Source organism: Methanosphaera sp. A6 (assembly GCF_001729395.1).
In the GTDB taxonomy this organism is placed as follows: Archaea; Methanobacteriota; Methanobacteria; order Methanobacteriales; family Methanobacteriaceae; genus Methanosphaera; species Methanosphaera stadtmanae.
The window spans coordinates 1-14,733 of the sequence record NZ_MAIF01000139.1 but is presented as its reverse complement, the minus strand read 5'-3'; the positions used below and the strand labels follow the sequence as shown (position 1 = coordinate 14,733).

Below are 14,733 nucleotides of genomic sequence, written 5' to 3'. Positions count from 1 at the left end.
AATTGCAGTTTCTCCTGAAAAAATGATTATCTTACAAAGATATTGGGGAGTTAATTTGACATTAAATGAGAGAATTATTAATTGGATTACTAGTTTGCTTCAATTTGATTTAGGTATATCATTAATTTATAGACGTCCCGTAATTGATGTTATAAGAGAAAAATTCACAGCATCACTGATATTAATGACAGTTTCCTGGTTAATATCAGGTATTGTAGGTTTTATATTAGGAATTATTGCTGGTGCTAAAAGAGGCAGTTTAACTGATAAACTTATTAAAACATATTGTTATATTTTACAATCATCACCTAGTTTCTGGATAGCATTAATTTTAATGATTATCTTTTCAGTTTATCTTAAATTGTTTCCTTTTGGTTTAGCTGTACCTGTAGGTGTAATAGCTAATGAAGTAACAATATGGGAATGGTTATATAGACTTATATTACCTACTATAACTTTAAGTATAATTGGTATTGCATCTATTGCATTATATACTAGGGATAGAATAATTAATATAGAAAATAGTGATTATTTTCTTTTTGCAAAAGCCAGAGGAGAGAGTCGAAGATATATTATTCTGAAACATGGAATAAGAAATGTATTATTACCTGCATTAACTTTACAATTTCTCTCATTTAATGAATTATTTGGTGGAACAATTTTAATAGAACAAGTATTTTCATATCCAGGTATAGGACAGGCAACTGTTGCTGCAGGTCTTAAATCAGATGTGTCTTTATTATTAGGAATTGTTTTAATAAGTACAATATTTGTATTTGTAGGTAATATGCTTGCAGATATATCCTATAAATATGTGGATGTCCGTATGAGAGATGATAATAATGATTAATTGGAATAAATATGATATTTTTAAATCATTTAATTTAAGACAAAAAACTATATTAATAATTGTATTAACAGCATTTTTACTATTAGTTATAGCTTTAAGTAGCTATATGATAAAATCTAATGATATAACAACTAACTTTTTAGTACGACAACAAGCACCATCATTAGAACATATTTTTGGAACTGACTGGTTAGGTAGAGATATGTTTAATAGAACAATGAAAGGTTTAGGATTAAGTTTATATATTGGAACCATATCTTCTATATTATCTAGTATTATTGCAATATTCATATCATTTATTTCAAGTATTAATAAATACTGTGATATTCTAGTTTCATGGATTATTGATTTATTTGCATCAATACCTCATTTATTATTGTTAATTATGATTTCAATATGTCTGGGTAAAGGTGCTTATGGTGTTATAATAGGTGTAGCAGTTACTCATTGGATTAGTTTAGCTAGAGTATTAAGAGTAGAAATAAAAGAAATACAAAATACTGAATATGTTAAATTATCATATAAGTATGGTAGAAATAAGTATTTTATAGCAAGATATCATATTTTACCTTTAGTATTTTCTCAGATTATTGTAGGAACATTATTAATATTTCCACATGCAATTATGCATGAGGCAAGTATAACATTTTTAGGTTTTGGTTTATCAGCACATGAACCAGCAATTGGAATTATACTTTCAGAATCAATGAAATACTTAGTAACTGGTGCATGGTGGTTAGCATTCTTCCCAGGGTTATGTTTACTTATAATAGTATTATTATTTGATTTGATAGGTGAAGAAATATCAAAATTATTAGATCCTACAAAGGCAAATACTTAAGAAGTGGTGATAATATTGAGTGAATTATTAAAAGTTTCAAATTTATCAATTTCTTTTTCACGTTATATTCAAGGATTAAGAAAGAGTACTATAAAAACTATAAATGATTTATCATTATCTGTAAATAGTGGAGAAATAGTTGCAATTCTAGGTTCAAGTGGTTCTGGAAAAAGTTTACTAGCCCATGCAATTCTTGGAATATTGCCTGAAAATGCTATATGTGAAGGAGTTATAAAATATAAAGGAAATATCATAGAACAAAAAGATAAAGAAAAACTAAGAGGTGATGAAATTTGTCTTATACCTCAATCAGTTAATTTTCTAGATCCTTTAATGAAAATATCTAATCAAGTAATAGGTGAGGTTAAAGATAAAGAAGATGAAAAAAGAAAAAGAATTAATCAAAGGAAAATATTTGAAAAATATGGTTTAGATAAGTCTGTAGATTCAATGTATCCTTTTCAATTATCTGGTGGTATGGTGCGTAAAGTATTATTATCCACAGCATTATTATCTAATCCTGATTTAATTGTTGCTGATGAACCTACTCCTGGATTAGATACAAAGGATGTTGAAGAAACTATAGAAAATATTAGAAAGATGAAAGAAGATAATAAGGGTGTATTGTTAATTACTCATGAAATTGATGTTGCCTTAAAAACAGCTGATAGAATAGCAATATTTTATTCAGGTTATGTTATTGAAATTAATGATACAAAGAATTTTCTTTCTCCATCTACTTTGTTACATCCTTATACTAAATCTTTAATTAAGGCTCTTCCTAGAAATGGTTTCATATTAACTAAAGGCATACAACCTTTAGAAGATGTTAAAGGTTGTGTTTATTATGAGAATTGTCCATGTAAGATGAATATTTGTAAAAATATAAAGCCTATATTAATTAAGTACAATAATGCTAAGATTAGATGTCATTTATATAATAGGGAGGTTTAATATATGATTCTTAAAGCTGAAAATATTACCTTTGGTTATAATAATAGAAATATTCTTAATAATATTTCTTTATCTTTACCTGAAAATAAGATAATAGGATTGTTTGGGGATAGTGGTTGTGGAAAGACAACATTATGTAAAATTATATCAGGTTATATTAGTAGTTATGAAGGTAATGTTACAATAGATGATAAAACAATTGAAGATAAGGGTGTTTATCCTGTTCAATTAATATTTCAACATCCTGAAAAGACTATGAATCCTAGATGGTATATGAATGATATTTTAAAGGAATCATGGAATCCTTCAAAAGAATTAAAAGATAATTTTGGTTTAAAAGAAAATTGGATGAGACGTTGGCCTAATGAGTTATCTGGTGGCGAATTACAACGTTTTTCTATTATTAGAGCTTTGAATCCTAAAACTAAATTTATTATAGCTGATGAGATTTCAACAATGCTAGATAGTGTTACACAGGTACAAATTTGGCATTATTTAATTAAGGAGTGTAGAAAACGTCGTATTGGCTTGTTAGTTGTAAGTCATGATATAGAGTTGCTTGATTGTGTTTGTGATGATGTTTTATTTTTTAATGATTTAAATCATAAATAATTTCTTTTTACTCAAAAATATACTCTTTTTATTATTTTATTAAAAATAGTTTTTTTAATAATAATGTTTTATAATTATTAAAAGGAAGGTGTATATGTTTCCTTTTTTTTAAAAAAAAATAGATGTGGAAGAATCTATAATATTGTTAACCAGTTTTGAATAATTTCATCCTGACTATCAATAATCTCACGTACTTTTTTAAAGTAGGTTTCATCTTGTATCATAGATTCATTTTCTCGTTTTTCTATACAATTGAATTTTTCATTATCAACTCTAAGAGGTAGACTCATTGTATTATAATTATTTAAATCATCATCTTCAGTAACATCTTCAGTATACATGTTTTCAATATCACTAGATGCTAGTCCAACAACAGCACATAAATCTAGGTCATATACTAATGATAATTTACTATAACCTTTTTTATCTGTCATATCAAATTCTTCTCTTACAACTTTACTATTTGCATCACTAAGTGAAACCATTGGAATAATAAATGGAATTCTTGATATAACAAATCGATTATTAAATACTCTTGCAAGTTTATGTTTAATAAGTACATCAACAATAGCTCTACTTGGATATTCAATTAATATACTTGACTCAAATAATGATGCAGCTTCATCAATTTCTTCTACAAGTAAATCTTTTCCACGATAATCTGGAAGAATATAAATATACTGCATTACAAGTGAGCTTTCATTTATATTACTTGGCCGGTATGTTGCAAATCCAACAACCTCATTTTCATATATAATTTCTTTAAAAAAGAAGCATGAATCATCTGGTGCAATATAGAAATTTTCTTTATTTATTGCCCTATAGATATAGATGTAATTTTCTTTTAATAATTCACTTATAGGTAGTGTAAGTATATTTTCATTTTCATCAGTTTTATATTTGTATATTTTACCTAAACCATCTGGTCTTTTAACTTTCTTATTAGGATTTACCATATATTTACCTCCATATCTTTCTTAATAATAAATAATATAAATATTATGGAAAATATTATCCTCTACATATTATATTTCTTATAATAAGTTAATAATTCTTTAGAAAGATAGAGTTTATTTTAATATAACTTCACTCATCTTTTTTACAACAACATCCTTTGTTTTATCACTAAATCTATGTTCCTCATTATCAAATACAATTAACTTGCAATTATCATATGCTTTACATGCCTCATATGCATATGATATAGGTACACGAGAATCCATTTTTCCATGAAATATATAAACACATTTATTATAATCTGTTATATCATTGTATAAATTAACATTTTTAGCACACTTAATATAGGTGTCCTTTGTATGTTCTGGCATTAAATTTAAAACATTTTTTTCTCTTTTAGTAGTCTCTCTAACATCATCACATATAACATATGCTGGAGCAAATAAAAACAATGCCCTAATTTCAGATACTCTTTTTGCTCCAACAAGACTACTTACAAATCCACCCTGACTATGTCCTGCAAGATAAATTCTATCATTATCAATAGATTTTAGTGATTTTATAAAATCAATTACACTCATTAAATCTCTAACTTCACTATTAAGAGTCATGTCACTTATTTTACCACTACTTAAACAACCATATCCTCCACCTCTAAAGTCAAATATAAAACTTGCAATATTATATTTTAATAATTTTTCAGCATAAGGTTTCATGTATGTATGATTTAAGGATAATCCATGTGATAAAATAACAATAGGAAATGTACATGTTATATTATCTGGAAGATATAAAAAACCATAAATTTCACCACAAGACATTTTAAATTTAATTTTCTCTATCAAAAAAAGTTTCCTCCTAACAAACATAAATATTTAATATAAAATAACACAAATAAAAAAAAAATAAAAAAAGAGAAGAGAGATTATAATTTTGAAGCAATACTTTTTACTTCATCAATATATTTAGCTAATTCTTCTTTATCTCCTTTAGATGAAGTACCCATAGCAGTAACATTACCAATAACTTCCATACCCATATATCCAAAAGGCATTACTTTAAATGAATCAATATAATCACCAAATACATTTTCAGGTTGAGCTTGTGTAAAGATAGTTACAACTTTTTTACCTTCAAGTGATTTATTTTCATTTCTAGAAATTTGGTAGAATCTATCAACAAATGCTTTAGCCTGAGCAGACATTTGACCATAATATATAGGTGTTGCAAATACTAAAACATCAGCATCTAACAATGATTTAATAATATCATTACCATCATCATCAATAACACAATCACCATTTTCACAAGCCATACATGCATTACATCCAAATAACTTTTTATGATTTAAAAAGATATATTCTGTATCTGCATCAGCAGCATCTAAAAATTCTTTTACTAAAACATCACAATTACCATCTTTTCTAGGACTTCCTACAACTCCTAATACTTTCATAACTATTATCCTCCTTATTATATTAATACATAAATCAGTATTGTATTATTATATTTGTATTTATAATATAATAAAACCATACATGAAAATTCATAAATAAACAAAAACATAAATACAATCACTAAGTTTAAATTTAATTTCCAACACTTACAAACTTAAAAATATAATAATATGAGATATTACTATGAATATAGAAATAAGATATTATACAAAATCAGGACACACACAAAAATTAGCAAAGGCAATAGCAGAAGAACTGAATATAACTGCAAAAACAATAGATAAACCACTGGAGAAAGATGTGGATATACTATTTTTAGGAAGTAGTATATATGGAAACAGTATAGATCCAGCAATTACAAAGTTTTTCAACAACATTAATGTAAATATAGGACTAATAGTTAACTTTAGCACAGCAGGAAGTATAGAATCAACATATGAACAAGTAAAAGAATTGGCACAACTATATAATATACCAATAAGTTCTAAGGAATTTCATTGTCCAGGAGAATTTGTTGGAATGAACACGGGACGACCAAACAACAATGACATAGAAAACATAAAAAAATTCACACACAACTTTATATAACTATTTAAAATAAATTTTTTTTTTATATGGAGAATGTATGTAACAATTATTAATACTTTGTTAATTATATATTTTTGTTAGTTAAGTTATACAAAACTTTCCTATTCATGTTATTTCTCCATCTAATTCTTTGTGACTTATTCTTACCCACTTATCTTCATATGTTATCCATAGTTTTGTTGCATTAAGTTTATGTTTTTGCTTTGTATTTAATTATTTGAATTCTTTATGTAGTTTCTTGATGGATTATACTCAAATAATAAAGTATCTATATACATGTAAAGATACAATTGACCTCTTCTTAAATACTTACTACTTTTAAATAAAGATTACCTTTATTATTATCTAATGTTTCACCCTGAAGTATTTGAAGATGATGAGACTTTTAATAAATTCATGCAGTTATACCTTCTGCATCATACATTCAGAAATGAAACAATACAATCATACTATAATGGAAGAAGTCCAACCTTTGACTATAACCTTAACAATAAAATCTATGATAACATTGAACACAAATATGATAAAATACGCAGAAACAAAAACATAAAACACACAATAGACATTACAATAAATCTAAATAATCAAGAAGAAGAAACAAGACAAGATGCACGTGTAAAATATAAACAAATCTATGATAGAATAAGACAAAGAATACATAAACAATTTCCATCTCTTCCATCTGAAAAGAATCCACAATTACCAAATCCAACACCTTCCTCTAATAATAATCCAACTCAATCACATGATAAACCATCAAAAGAGAAATATCCACAATTACCTCCAGGATTACCTGATGATCCTTTCAAACCAGAAAATCCAGTAACAAATAATGGCAGGACAAAACTTTGAAGTAGAAAACACGAGAAACGAAAGGAATACTGAAGTAATAATAAAATTAATATAAATAAAACGATATAATAGTTAATAACAAACTAAGTTAAGGTGATAAAATATGGTAAAAGACTTATGGCCTTATCCTAATGAAAAGTATCTTCATGAAATTGAAGATGAACTATATGAATATGCGGTAGCACATCCAGAGGAATATATTGGACTTAATTTATCTTTGGATAGTACAGATGAGTTTCTAAATAAACTAACTGAACTTTATAGTGAAGGAGAATACCATAAAACATACATGAAAATATTAGATAAAGTAAAACGAGCAGACATGGATTATGAATATTGGAAAACACCTATTGAAATTGCTGAATGGTTTGTAAAAAAACATCCACAATGGAAAGAATTATACTATTATGACGATGAAGAATAAAATATTTCCTGCTAAATAATATATTAATTGTATTACGGAATGTGGTTATAATGAATGTTAATATGGTAAAATTTAAAGCATTAATCTCATATATAATAAACAGGTGTAAAAATAAAAAAAATGTGGGTAAAACAGTAATATGTAAATTAGTATACTTCAGTGACTTTAATCATTATGAAATCTATGAAAAACCTATTACAAATGAAACCTATATTAAATTTGATAAGGGTCCACTACCTAAACATTTTCTAGATTCAATTAATATAAACGATATAATATTAATAACAAATTAATAATTTTTAAGGTGTGATAAAATATGGTAAAAAGAATATGGGCTTCTCCTGATCCAAAATATCTTCATGAAATTGAAGATGAATTATATGAATATGCGGTAGCACATCCAGAAGAATATCTTGGTCTTAATCTATATTCAGTAATTACTGATGAGTTTCAAAAAAGATTATCTGACCTTTATAGTGAAGGAGAATATCATAAGACATATATGAAAATTTTAGGTAAAGTAAAACGGGCAGCTATGGATTATAAATATTGGAAAACACCTCTTGAAATTGCTGAATGGTTTGTAAAAAAACATCCACAATGGAAAAGATTATATTATTATGAGGGTACAGAATTTTGTTGAGAAGAGATGATAATTATTCAGTGAGAATGTTATTTTGATTTATAATTTTATTTTTTTTATGTATTTTTGTTTAGTGTTTTTGTTGTTTTGTTGAACGGGTTGTTTGTTTTTCTCGGGGTTTTGTTTTTATGTGTTATACAATGTTCATTTCAAATTCTAATTTTTAATATTAATTATAAACTCTTTTTTTTGTTAATCGTTACATGTACTATTAAACAACTTGAGGTGTTACCATAAATAAAAATAAATGCAACTGCACAAAATGTAAAAACAATCTATACGTAGACATACCCGTAACATTACTAGAAAAAATATACCAAGACCTAAGCACACTACACAACCTACCAGTATGCTTCCACATGGAACATGATATTGATGGGAATCTTTAGTAGTATTATTATTTATTGTCTAAAATTTTATATACTATTAATTACATAACAATGTTATATACTGGATTAACAATGTTATATTATGTGATTTTTTTTTACTAAAATAAAAAACATGTTAATAGTTTAAATAACTTAAAAAAGAGATATTATACTATAAAAATCTATTTCTAGTATTATATAAAAGGAAAAAAAATAAAAATGAGGTAAAAACAATGTGTGAATTATTTGGTGTTAGTAGTCAGCAACCTGTCCATATAAACAATTACTTAAAAAGTTTCTATAGACATTGTAATATGCATCCACATGGATGGGGGCTAGCACTAATGAACAACAAACAGCCACACATTGAAAAAGAACCAATAGAAGCAACAGAGAGTCGACACTTAAAAGAAATACTAAAAAATCCAATTTATACAAAATCTGCACTAGCACATATAAGACTTGCAACAATGGGAAATATGGATGTAGCAAATTGTCATCCCTTTATCAGTGAAGATAACAATGGTAGAAAATGGGTACTAATACATAATGGAACAATATTCAAGTGTGATCTTCTTAATAAATATAAAAAAACACAAGATGGAAACACAGATTCAGAAAGAATATTAATGTACATTATTGACAGACTTAACTACAAAGAAAGACAACAACCCTTAAGTGATAGAGAACAGTTTAACTTCATTAACAAAATAATATCAAAACTAGCAGAAGGAAATAAATTAAATCCAATAATATCCAATGGAACATACACATATGCACATTCAAATACAAGAAATTCCCTTCATTACCAGAGAATAAACAAGACAATATACTTCTCAACACAGAAATTAAATGATAAACCATGGAAATTAGTACCATTAAACACAGTATTTGCACTTAAAGATGGAGAAATAATCTATAGAGGAAAATCTCATAAATATACTTATAAATTAACAGAAGATCAATTTAATTACATAATGAATCATGTTAATCCTAGTTTAAGGGAGAGTATAATTAATAATTTTGGTGAAATGCATGAAGCAGAATTTCTCAACTATCACTGAAGATAAAATAAAAAAAGGCTTATATCAAAGATTTATAGAATCAACAAAGAATAATGAGAATAATTACATAGGAATAGAAATAGAGATTCCAATATTAAATTTAGAAAAAAAACCAGTTGACTTTCAAGTAGTACATAAAATAACAGAGGAATTTAAAAAACAATACACTAACTTCAAACCACAAACAATAGATCATAACAATCATATCTGTTCATTAATAAATAAAAAAAACAACGACATAATATCCTATGACTGTTCATATAACAACTTAGAATTTTCATTTGGACGAGAAACAAATCTCTTCAATATCTATGAACGATTCTGTGATTATTATTCTTTTTTCAAAGAACTTTTTGAAAAACACAACCATACACTAACAGGACTTGGAATAAATCCCTACAGAATATACAATAAACACATACCAATACCAAATGAAAGATATCAAATGTTATATCATCATCTTTGTTCATATTCAAGATATTCAAAACTACCAAAATACTTCCATGATCATCCAGAATATGGAATGTTTTCAAGTGCATCACAGATACAACTTGATGTTAACTATGATAATTTAATAAAAACAATCAATATCTTCTCAAAATTAGAACCAATAAAAGCAATACTTTTCTCAAATTCAGTGTTGCTTGGAGAAAATGAGGATTTACTATGTTGTAGAGATATGTTCTGGCAGGATAGTACACATGGAATAAATCCACATAATATTGGTATGTATGAAACACAACTAAAGGATATTGATGATCTAATGGCATATATTGAATCATTGAATATATACTGTACTATGAGAAATGGTCTTTATGTGAATTTTCCAACAATCAACATAATGGACTACTTTAGAAAGGATTCTGTAGAAGGAGAATACTGTGATAAGGGAGTGTATGATAAAATAACAATTACTCCTAAGATTAGTGATATAGAATATCTTCGTTCATTTAAGTTTCTAGATTTAACATATCGTGGAACAATAGAATATAGAAGTTCATGTACACAACCAATAAAAGATGTTCTATGTGTTGGAGCATTTCAATTAGGATTAAAGAATAAATTATATGAATTAGAAGAAATCTTTGAAAATGATGAGGTAATATATCACAGAGGATATAATGCATCAGAACTTAGAAAGTTATTTGTAAAAAGACAACTACCTAACTTTGTAGATGAGGATAAATTATACACACTAATTAAACAAATACTAGACTTGTCAAAAGAAGGACTTATTGAACGTGGATATGGTGAAGAAGTATTTCTTGAATCATTATATGAAAGAGTAAAAAATAGAACCAATCCTGCAAAAGATATGCTTAAAAAATTAGGCCAAGATAAGTCTATTGAAGATATTATAGATGATTATGGACGTCTTAAATAATTTATTTCCATAAAATACTTTTTTTTAATAAAATAAGTTTTATTTAAAATGAGTAAATGTATTGGAGGACCGTGATCCTCCAAAACTTTTTCTAGACTCTTAGTGGTATAGTTGTTTGTGATGCAAGATATTTTGCTGTTTCACCAGTTACTACTACTAAGTTATACATTCCTTTAATTTGTGGAACTGTTATATTTAAGTCTGCTACTCCATTTTCTGCGTGTGTTGTTGCTTGTGTTTTTCCATTGAGTTTTACTACAACTTTTGTATTTCCTGTTACTGGTTTGTTGTTGTTATCATAGATTTTTACTGATACAACTGCTGTTTTATTGTTTACTACATTTGCTGTTGCATTTATTTTTGTTGGTATTTTTACTGTGTTTGTAAACATGAATGAATAGTTACTTGATGCATATGCATTGTTTTCTCCTGCTATTACTGTTATGTTATATGGTTTTGAACTTACTGGTAAGTTTAAGTTTAAGTTAGCAACACCATTTGATACTATGATTTGATTGTAGAATGTTTTACCATTTACTTTTACTGTTACTTTTGTATTACGTAGTATTATTTTGTTGTTTTCATCGAATATTGTTAGTTTTAATGTTGCATTGTCACTTGTAATGTTTGTCATTTCTGTTTTTATGTATGTGTTGATTCTAGGTACTATTAATGATGATACATCACTACCTCTTTCATAATCTTTTCCAACATAAACAGTTGTTAATGTGTAGTTTTTAGCACTGAAACCATCAGGTATTATGTATTCTAGTTTTGCAATTCCATTTTCTACTTTTACTATGTAAATATTACCTGTTGTATCTTTTAATGTTATACCATTAAGTTTAAATATAACAGATCCTTGGTTTACAAGTTTTTCACCATCACGTACTTGTACAATAAATAATACTTTTTCTCCTGATTTAACACTTGTTTTATCAGTAAGTATTGTTACTGTAGGTGTTCTTAGGGAAATATTCATTGTGGAATATTCACTTGTTGAATCTCCATAAACATCGTTTCCAATATATTCAGCACAAATAGTGGAATATTTATTTACCCATGTTCTAAGAGCAGTTGTATTTATAGTTGCAACTCCATTTTCTACATTAGCATAGATTATGTTACCTTCACTGTCACATATTGTTTCACCATTTACAATAAATACAACTTTTCCACCATTTACAGGGTTGTTATTTGAATCAACTACATTAGCTGTAATTGTTATTGTATCGTTATATTTACCAGTAGGTGTGTTAACTGTTGTTGTAGTGTTAAGTTTCATTACATTTAATGTAGTTGATACTACACTACTATCATATTTATCATTACCATTAAATGTAGCAGTTATTGTACTAGTTTTACCAGTAGTTGGTGTGTATGTAATACTACCTGCACCATCTATTATACCAATTTCAGTACCATCTACTGTAATTGTTATATTTTCTTTTATTGGATTACCAAATACATCTGTAAGTGTAACATTTACATCAATAGTTTTATTTACACTAGTGGTTGTTGGTGCTGTAATATTCATTATAGCAGTATAATTTGTATTGTTATTTGGATTGTTATTTTCTATTGTTCCATTTTCTCCAATTATTTCCACTGCATTATTACCCCATACATCACGAGCTTCTATATAGTTATTAGTTACTGAATTTAAACTTCCACCAGATAAACTAATTACTGGAGTATTTTTGTTTACAGCATTAATAATAAATACATTGTTTTTTATAGATGTACCTTGAGGATTCCAACTCCAACCACCTGCAAATCCAGTATTTTCCATATTTATTGCTATTGCCGGATTTGAACTTGTTAGATTGAATTTATTATTTTGTAATGTTGTTAAAGTTAGAGCATATTGATTTATATTTATTGCTGTAATGTTGTTTCCACTTATTGTGATATTGTTGTTTTTAAATCCATCATATTGATTTATGATACATGTACCATTTATTGTTATAGCAATGTTACCTGTTTGTTTAATGTTGTTATTTGCACCTGATACTGTTCCATTATCATTTTGTATAACTTTGGATATATTTCCAGAATCAACAGTTATATTTGAATTTTGAATGTATGAGTAACCTCTTCCAGTATAACTTATAAATAATGCATTGTTTGTAGCATTAAGTATAGCTTGGGTATTTTCAACTGATAAGTAAAGAGTGTTACCATTGTTGTTTATTGCAGTGATATTTTCTCCAGTAAGTTTTATGTAACCATTTTTGAAGTATACGTTTTTCTGTAATGTTGTATTTAATTTTGTTTCTATTACTGATTTATTTACATTGTTGATTTTTAATCCATTAAATGTTACAGATTTTGTATTTGTTCCAATGAATATGAATGATACATTGTTTATTGTTGTATTATATGGATTATAGAATGTTGCATTTGTATTCATGTATAATATTTTATTATTTAATTGTTTTCCAATGTTAATAATGTCTGCAGTTATATTTAATGTTGAATTTTCATTAAAGTAATTAGGATATGTTTCATCACTAATTACAATAATATTTGGTATGTTGTTTGTAACATTATTGTTTGTTAGTTCTACTTGTTTTACAGCGTTATTTCCACCAATCATATTGTTTATATTGATGTAATTTCCAACTACGCTTGTGTTTGTGTTGTTAATTAAATTAACACCATTTGCATTGTTTGAGTTTAGGGTTGTACCTGTGATGTTTGTATTTTTAGTTTTGTCTGTTATTATTATTGATGAATTTTCATTTGTATTTTCTGTTTTTATTGTTAATTTGAAGATATTAGTATTTTCTGTATTATTTAATACTATTCCAAATGTTTTATTTCCAAATACATTGTATGTAGCATCAGATATGGTTGTATTTAATACTCCTTCAAGACATACTCCATATGCTTCATTACTTGTAACATTTTGTATGTAAAGTTTAGATATGTTTGTATTATTTACACCACCAGACCATAATCCTGTTATGTAAGCTCCATATGCAAGTACTGGAGCGTTAGCATAAGCATAACCTGCAATACTGTTATTTCTTGCAATACCTGTTAATTGGAATGCACATGCATAATTATCAGATCTTACATCAGACCATACAAGGGAAGTGTTTGTATTTTCTGCATTTTTAATATTTAAACCATATGCATATTGACCACCAGTCACATTTACACGTGTATTATATATTAAGTTAGATTTTACAGTGTTATTAGTTAGTGACTGAATATCTATTCCATCAACTGTACCAAACATTTCACCATTAGGATGTGCATATAAATTGATTTTTGTAACTTTTATATTGTTGTTACTGGATGTAATTAATAATCCAATAGTATCTGCAATTTGTACATTCTGTGTCCAGTCAATATTTTTTGATGGACCTGCTACATTAACAACAACATTTTCTATTGTGTTTTCATCATCAGCAAGTACTATTGCATGTATTTTATGTGTTGTATTAACATCAATATTAGTTTTAATAAGTTGATTTCCTGTTGAATTAAATAAAACAACATATTCTTTTTCAGAATCTGTATTATTAATATTTATGTTTTCAATAATTACTTTTGCATTGTTTTGTGTTTTAATTACAGAGTTAATTAATTTTGCTGTATCATTATTTCCGACATATACTTTAATGTTGTCAAATATGAATTCTTTGTTTATTAAATTTCCTGAAAGGAATATTTTACTTCCATTAGTTACAACATCAGCTTTTAAAACACCTTCACTAGTGAAGTATTG

15 protein-coding genes are annotated in these 14,733 nt (G+C 26.6%); 11 read left to right on the top strand and 4 right to left on the bottom strand.

The window, feature by feature from the left end:
- The 4 genes from A9758_RS05820 to A9758_RS05805 all read left to right on the top strand — a co-directional run.
- On the top strand, positions 1 to 850 hold an 850-nt coding region (locus tag A9758_RS05820), incomplete at its 5' end, for an ABC transporter permease (protein WP_069776343.1).
- Entirely contained in the window at positions 843 to 1,691 is an 849-nt protein-coding gene (locus tag A9758_RS05815; protein WP_048059864.1) for an ABC transporter permease, read from the top strand. The genes A9758_RS05820 and A9758_RS05815, both read left to right, overlap by 8 nt.
- 15 nt (positions 1,692 to 1,706) lie before the next feature.
- A complete protein-coding gene (locus tag A9758_RS05810) occupies positions 1,707 to 2,645 on the top strand; it encodes an ABC transporter ATP-binding protein (protein WP_011406436.1) in 939 nt (312 codons plus the stop codon).
- A gap of 3 nt (positions 2,646 to 2,648) precedes the next feature.
- Positions 2,649 to 3,257, top strand: coding sequence for an ABC transporter ATP-binding protein (locus A9758_RS05805; protein ID WP_011406435.1), 609 nt, complete (start codon positions 2,649 to 2,651; stop codon positions 3,255 to 3,257).
- A gap of 134 nt (positions 3,258 to 3,391) precedes the next feature.
- Here A9758_RS05805 and A9758_RS05800 read toward each other — a convergent pair whose 3' ends face one another.
- The 3 genes from A9758_RS05800 to A9758_RS05790 all read right to left on the bottom strand — a co-directional run bounded on the left by A9758_RS05800 (position 3,392) and on the right by A9758_RS05790 (position 5,670).
- Positions 3,392 to 4,213, bottom strand: coding sequence for a GNAT family N-acetyltransferase (locus A9758_RS05800; protein WP_011406434.1), 822 nt, complete (start codon positions 4,211 to 4,213; stop codon positions 3,392 to 3,394).
- Positions 4,214 to 4,327: 114 nt separating this feature from the next.
- The gene (locus A9758_RS05795) at positions 4,328 to 5,059 is read right to left on the bottom strand and encodes a S9 family peptidase (RefSeq protein ID WP_011406433.1); all 732 of its coding nucleotides are present in this window, start codon (positions 5,057 to 5,059) and stop codon (positions 4,328 to 4,330) included.
- 80 nt (positions 5,060 to 5,139) lie between these two features.
- Positions 5,140 to 5,670, bottom strand: coding sequence for a flavodoxin family protein (locus tag A9758_RS05790; protein WP_011406432.1), 531 nt, complete (start codon positions 5,668 to 5,670; stop codon positions 5,140 to 5,142).
- Positions 5,671 to 5,854: 184 nt separating this feature from the next.
- On the opposite strand from A9758_RS05790, the gene A9758_RS05785 reads away from it, so the two are divergent.
- From A9758_RS05785 to A9758_RS05755, 7 genes are all read left to right on the top strand, one after another.
- The gene (locus A9758_RS05785) at positions 5,855 to 6,259 is read left to right on the top strand and encodes a flavodoxin domain-containing protein (RefSeq protein WP_011406431.1); all 405 of its coding nucleotides are present in this window, start codon (positions 5,855 to 5,857) and stop codon (positions 6,257 to 6,259) included.
- Between the two features lie 348 nt (positions 6,260 to 6,607).
- The gene (locus A9758_RS05780) at positions 6,608 to 7,111 is read left to right on the top strand and encodes a hypothetical protein (protein ID WP_011406430.1); all 504 of its coding nucleotides are present in this window, start codon (positions 6,608 to 6,610) and stop codon (positions 7,109 to 7,111) included.
- A 103-nt stretch (positions 7,112 to 7,214) separates the two neighbouring features.
- Entirely contained in the window at positions 7,215 to 7,535 is a 321-nt protein-coding gene (locus A9758_RS05775; RefSeq protein WP_011406429.1) for a hypothetical protein, read from the top strand.
- A 50-nt stretch (positions 7,536 to 7,585) separates the two neighbouring features.
- On the top strand, positions 7,586 to 7,828 hold the full coding sequence (locus A9758_RS05770) for a type II toxin-antitoxin system antitoxin SocA domain-containing protein (RefSeq protein ID WP_011406428.1): 243 nt from the start codon (positions 7,586 to 7,588) through the stop codon (positions 7,826 to 7,828).
- A gap of 23 nt (positions 7,829 to 7,851) precedes the next feature.
- A complete protein-coding gene (locus A9758_RS05765) occupies positions 7,852 to 8,178 on the top strand; it encodes a hypothetical protein (protein WP_011406427.1) in 327 nt (108 codons plus the stop codon).
- Positions 8,179 to 8,779: 601 nt separating this feature from the next.
- Positions 8,780 to 9,610, top strand: coding sequence for a class II glutamine amidotransferase (locus A9758_RS05760; protein WP_011406426.1), 831 nt, complete (start codon positions 8,780 to 8,782; stop codon positions 9,608 to 9,610).
- Positions 9,582 to 10,994: a glutamylcysteine synthetase gene (locus A9758_RS05755; RefSeq protein WP_011406425.1), complete on the top strand. Its 1,413-nt coding sequence runs from the start codon at positions 9,582 to 9,584 to the stop codon at positions 10,992 to 10,994. The genes A9758_RS05760 and A9758_RS05755 overlap by 29 nt, the downstream gene beginning before the upstream one ends.
- A gap of 91 nt (positions 10,995 to 11,085) precedes the next feature.
- On the opposite strand, the gene A9758_RS07595 is transcribed toward A9758_RS05755, so the two are convergent.
- A partial coding sequence (locus tag A9758_RS07595; RefSeq protein ID WP_158005521.1) for an Ig-like domain-containing protein occupies positions 11,086 to 14,733 on the bottom strand: 3,648 nt, incomplete at its 5' end.